This is a genomic window from Nonomuraea rhizosphaerae (assembly GCF_019396405.1).
GTDB lineage: Bacteria > Actinomycetota > Actinomycetes > Streptosporangiales > Streptosporangiaceae > Nonomuraea > Nonomuraea rhizosphaerae.
Genome location: NZ_JAHKRL010000312.1, coordinates 1 through 5,669, shown reverse-complemented (window position 1 = coordinate 5,669; position 5,669 = coordinate 1). Strand labels below are relative to the sequence as shown.

Annotated in this window: 4 protein-coding genes; 3 read left to right on the top strand and 1 reads right to left on the bottom strand. The window is 69.3% G+C overall.

What is annotated here, in order from left to right:
• A partial coding sequence (locus KME77_RS15670; RefSeq protein ID WP_219467597.1) for a hypothetical protein occupies nt 1-394 on the top strand: 394 nt, incomplete at its 5' end.
• Nucleotides 395-647: 253 nt separating this feature from the next.
• Nucleotides 648-2,384, top strand: coding sequence for a chaplin family protein (locus tag KME77_RS15665; RefSeq protein WP_219467594.1), 1,737 nt, complete (start codon nt 648-650; stop codon nt 2,382-2,384).
• 204 nt (nt 2,385-2,588) lie between these two features.
• Here the strand turns inward: KME77_RS15665 and KME77_RS15660 are convergent, their stop codons facing one another.
• On the bottom strand, nt 2,589-2,774 hold the full coding sequence (locus KME77_RS15660) for a DUF5703 family protein (protein ID WP_219467591.1): 186 nt from the start codon (nt 2,772-2,774) through the stop codon (nt 2,589-2,591).
• Between the two features lie 191 nt (nt 2,775-2,965).
• On the opposite strand from KME77_RS15660, the gene topA reads away from it, so the two are divergent.
• Nucleotides 2,966-5,656 (top strand): type I DNA topoisomerase, encoded by a 2,691-nt coding sequence (topA, locus tag KME77_RS15655; protein ID WP_219467588.1) that lies wholly within the window; start codon nt 2,966-2,968, stop codon nt 5,654-5,656.
• Nucleotides 5,657-5,669 lie beyond the last annotated feature (13 nt).

Below are 5,669 nucleotides of genomic sequence, written 5' to 3'. Positions count from 1 at the left end.
CGCTCCGGCGGTCGCGGACTCCACCGCGGCGACGGGAGCGGCGACCGGGGCAGCCCTTACTCCTCACGATGTCGCCGGGTCCGCTACGGACGGTTTCCCCCCGGTTGACGAACATGCCCCGGCCAATGCCGCGGCGATGGCGGGACTGACGGTCGACGGGCTCAACAGCCAGTCGGACCCCGGTCTGCCACCTTCTTCCACCGCCAGCGACATCCTGGACACCAATGGTCTGGTGCCCAACGGCGGTGGCAACGGCCCCTTCGGGCCGGGTATGGGAGATATCGCGAGGTCCTCTGTCGACCCGCGTATCGAGGCTCGGCGCGCCCCCCTGGCGTGCGTGCTTCCTCCGGTCGTCCGCACAGCGGCGGACGACCCCTCTTTCTCACCTGACTGATCCCCGCCACACATCTAAGTAAGAGCGGAGCGCGGTCTCATCCCCTCCGCCAGCGGGTGACACATCAGTCGTCCTGGTTCGCGAATTCTGTCGAGGTCTCCGCTGTGCGCGGCGTACGTACGTACTGCGACCTCGCATGCCCTCGGCTGCCCGCGAACTGTCAGGTATTCCCCCCATGAACCAAGTAGGAGCATTCATCATGCGTACGTGGGCTAAGGCTTCGGCCCCCGCGGCTCTGCTAGCGGCAGCCGTCATGTCCTTCGGCAGCGGCACCGCGCTGGCCGACACCTCCGGAGACGGCTCCGTCCTCGGCGGCAACCAGGTGAACCTGCCGGTCTCCATCCCGATCGACATCAGCGGCACCGCCGCCGCGGTCGGCGGCCACTCCAACGCCTCCTCCCAGGGGGGCACGTCCGTCGAGAACCACGGCATCCCCGGCCGCACCTCGGGCAACGGCAGCGTGCTCGGCGGCAACCAGATCAACGCCCCGATCAGCGCCCCGGTCAACGCCTGCGGCGTGTCCGCCGCGGTCGTGGGCAAGGCCACCGCGGGCTGCAAGGGCGGCGCGACGGTTCGCAACTCCGGCAAGGGTGGCAACCTCACCTCCGGCGACGGCAGCGTGCTGGGCGGCAACCAGATCAACGCCCCGGTCAGCGCTCCGGTCAACGTCTGCGGCAACGCGGCGGCGATCTTCGGCGCGGCCACCGCCGGCTGCAAGGGCGGCGCCTCCGTCGCCAACCCCTCCAGCGGCGGCAACGTCACCTCCGGCCGCGGCTCCGTGCTCGGCGGCAACCAGATCCTCGCGCCGATCTCCGCCCCGATCAACGTCTGCGGCAACGCCGTAGCGGTCGTCGGTACGGCGTTCGCGGGCTGCAAGGGCGGCGCGTCCGTGCACAACGGCGGCGGCGCGCACGGCTACATGCACCACCCGTGGCACTCGGCCGGCAACGACACCGACGGCCGTTCCGGCGTCATCAGCGGCAACCAGATCATCAGCGGGGTCAGCGCGCCGATCAGCGTCTGCGGCACGGCGGTCGCGGTGGTGGGCAAGGCGTTCGCCGGGTGCAAGGGCGGCGCCGAGGTCAGGCAGGGCACCGGCCGTAACACCACCTCCGGCAAGAGCGGTGTGCTGGCGGGCAACCAGATCCTGGCGCCGGTCAGTGTCCCGGCCAGTGTCTGCGGTGTCGCGGTGGCAGTGGTCGGCAAGGCGAACGCCCGTTGCAAGGGCGGCGCCACCGTCACGCCGCCCGCGGGCGGCAACACCACCTCCGGCAAGGGCGGGGTCCTCGCGGGCAACCAGATCCTCGCGCCGATCTCCGCTCCGATCAACGTCTGCGGCAACGCCGTGGCCGTTCTGGGTGACGCCGCCGCCGGCTGCCTCGGCGGCTCGCGGGTCGGCAAGCCGGTCCCCGACGGGTACGGGCACTACGGCTACCACGCCTCGTCCAAGCACTCTCCCAAGAAGGAGAGCGGTGTGCTGCCCGCGTTGCCGGCTCTGCCCGTCTTGGGCAGCCTGCAGGGCGTCAGCGGCGCCACCCAGCAGATGCGCGGCGGCGCCACTGAGGGGCTGCCTCTCGTGGACGAGCTGAGCCGGACGTTCGGTCTGCCCGCGCTGCCGGAGCTGCCCGGCATGTCCAACCTGCCCGGCGTGCCGGGTGTGGCGGAGGTGAACGGGGTGCCGGGGCTGACCGACGTGACCCCCGTGCCGGTCAAGAAGCCGCTGTACGGCAAGCCTCCGGTCGCCAAGAACCAGGCCGGCCCCCTCGACCCCGCCACCTCGCTGGTCGGCTCCACCCCGGTCGGCGGCGCCGTGAAGTCCACGGCAGGCGGCCTGCCGACGGGCGACCTGGGCCTGATGAGCGCGGCTCAGCCCGCCGGGGTCACCGGGATGAACAACGGCTCGCTGTTCGCGCTGGTCCTGGGCGCGATGGCGGCGGCCTCGGCGACGCTGTTCGCCACCACCCGCCGCTTCCGCCTCGGCAGGAAGTAGCCCCGTAGGAAGTAGCCCGCCGGCAAGTAGTTCGGCGGGAAGCCGTTCCGCGGGACGTAGTTCCGCGGAGGTAGCCAAGACGTCTACCGCCCACAGCCGGTGAGCGCGTAGCGAAAGACGCTTTGCCCGTTCCGGGGGCGCGGCCCGGGGCGGGCAAAGCCATGTCCGCTCACAGGGCATGCTCGGTCACAGGGGCATGCTCGCTCACAGGGTGCTGCGGACGCGCATGATCTTGCGACGCAACCGTACATGACGGCTTCCGTCGGGATGCAGGCGCACTCGCGAGAGCTCCCACTGACCGTACTCCGCGTGTTCGGTCAGCAGTTGACGTGCTGCTTCGCGGGAGAGGTCGCGCGGAATGAAGATATCCATGTAGGAGTAGTCGAGCACAACGATTAGTCTCCAGGGTGAGTCAGGGCGCGATGCCGCTCAGTGGGCCTTATTCTGCGTGCTTGTGGGGTGGGGCCGGAAGCTAGTGGGTAGTCCGGGGGAAGGAAATTTCCGCGAGTCGGGTTACCTTTCAGATCTGTGCCGGCTCCCGGCAGGGGGAATTGCAAGCGAACAGTGAGGTAGGAAGCAGCGTGCCAGCCAACAACGGCAGCACCGGAGGAACCCGGCGGCTGGTGATCGTCGAGTCGCCGGCCAAGGCCAAGACGATCTCCGGGTACCTCGGTGCCGGCTACATGGTCGAGTCCAGCATCGGCCACATCCGGGACCTGCCGGAGCGGGCCGATGACATCCCCGAGAAGTACAAGGGGGAGCCGTGGGCACGCCTCGGCGTGAACGTCGAGCACGAGTTCGAGCCGCTGTACGTTGTCAATCATGACAAGAGGTCGCAGGTCAGCAAGCTGAAGCAGCTGCTGAAGGATGCCGACGAACTCTACCTGGCCACTGACGAGGACCGCGAGGGCGAGGCCATCGCGTGGCACCTGCGCGAGGTGCTCAAGCCCAAGGTGCCAGTGCACCGCATGGTCTTCCACGAGATCACCCCGCAGGCCATCCGGGACGCGGTCGCCAACCCGCGTGACCTCAACCTGCGCCTCGTCGACGCCCAGGAGACCCGGCGCATCCTCGACCGCCTCTACGGCTACGAGGTCAGCCCCGTCCTGTGGAAGAAGGTCAAGCCGCGCCTGTCGGCCGGCCGGGTGCAGTCGGTGGCGACCAGGCTGGTCGTGGAGCGCGAGCGCGAGCGCATGGCGTTCACGTCCGCCCATTACTGGGACCTGCAGGCGCTGTTCGACACGGGCAAGGCCGAGGAGCGTCCGCGCGACTTCACCGCGACGCTGACCTCGGTCGACGGCAAGCGGGTCGCCCAGGGGCGCGACTTCGCCAGCACCGGCCTGCTCAAGACCAACGACGTGCTCCACCTGTCCGAGGCCGCCGCCGGTGAGCTGGCCGGCCGGCTCCAGAGCTCGTCGTTCGCGGTCAAGTCCGTGGAGCGCAAGCCGTACACCCGCAAGCCCTACGCCCCTTTCCGGACGACCACTTTGCAGCAGGAGGCCAGCCGGAAACTGGGCTTCTCCGCCAAGTACACGATGCAGGTGGCGCAGCGGCTCTACGAGAACGGCTTCATCACCTACATGCGTACCGACAGCATCACGCTGTCGGAGACGGCGGTGGCGGCCGCCCGCTCACAGGCGATCAAGCTGTACGGCTCTGCGTATGTTCCCGACAAACCACGCGTTTACTCCAGCAAGGTCAAGAGCGCGCAGGAGGCGCACGAGGCGATCCGGCCTTCCGGGGAGGAGTTCCGCACTCCCGGCGAGACCGGGCTGAACGGTGACCAGTTCCGCCTGTACGAGCTGATCTGGCAGCGGACCGTCTCCTCGCAGATGAAGGACGCGGTCGGCGAGTCGATCACGGTCAAGGTGGGCGGCCGGTCGGCCACGGGCGAGGACGTCGAGTTCAGCGCCTCGGGGCGGACGATCACCTTCTACGGCTTCCTCAAGGCGTACGTCGAGGGCGCCGACGACCCGTCGACCGACCGCGACGACTCCGAGAAGCGGCTGCCGACGCTGGCCGAGGGCGACGCGCTGAGCGTCACGCGGCTCGACGTGGCCGGCCACTCGACCAAGCCTCCGGCCCGCTACACCGAGGCCTCGCTGGTCAAGGAGCTGGAGGATCGGGAGATCGGGCGGCCTTCGACGTACGCGTCGATCATCGGCACGATCCTCGACCGCGGGTACGTCTTCAAGAAGGGGACGGCGCTGGTGCCGTCGTTCCTGGCGTTCGCCGTGGTCAACCTGCTGGAGCAGCATTTCGGCAACCTGGTCGACTACGACTTCACCGCCGAGATGGAGAAGGTGCTCGACGACATCGCCAACGACCGGGCGGAGCGCGTGCCCGAGCTGCAGCGCTTCTACTACGGCGAGGAGGGCGACGAGGGCCTGAAGGAGATGGTCACCGACCTCGGCGACATCGACGCCAAGGAGATCAGCTCCTTCCCGATCAGGGGTACCGACATCGTTATCAGGGTCGGGCGTTACGGCCCGTACCTGGACAGGGACGGCGCCCGGGTGAACGTGCCCGAGGACATGACGCCCGACGAGCTGACCGCGGAGAAGGCCGAGGAGCTGTTCTCGCGGCCGACCGGGGACCGCGAGCTGGGCAGTGACCCGGTGACCGGGAACCGGATCGTGGCCAAGGACGGGCGTTTCGGGCCGTACATCACGGAGATCCTGCCGGAGCCGCCGGCGGAGGAGACGCCGAAGCGGCGCACCCGCAAGGCCGACGCGCCGAAGCCGCGGACCAGCTCACTGTTCAAGACGATGTCGCTGGACACCGTGACGCTCGAGGACGCGCTCCGGCTGCTGTCGATCCCGCGGGTCGTCGGCGAGTTGGAGGGCGAGGAGGTCGTCGCCCATAACGGGAAGTTCGGCCCGTACCTGAAGAAGGGGACCGACTCGCGTTCGCTGGCCTCCGAGGACGACCTGTTCACGGTCACGATCGAGCAGGCCAAGGAGCTGTTCGCGCAGCCCAAGCAGCGGGGCAGGGGCCGGGCCGCGGCCGCGCCGCCGCTGCGGGAGCTGGGCGACGACCCCGTCTCCAAGAAGCCCGTTGTGGTCAAGGAGGGGCGTTTCGGGCCGTACGTGACGGACGGCGAGACCAACGCGTCGCTGCGCAAGGGTGACACGGTGGAGGAGATCACGATCGAGCGGGCGGCGGAACTGCTGGCCGAGCGGCGTGAGCGGGCTCCCGCGCCGAAGAAGACGACCACGCGGAAGGCTCCGGCCAAGAAGGCGCCCGCCAAGAAGCCCGCCGCCAAATCCTGACAACCAGGGCGGC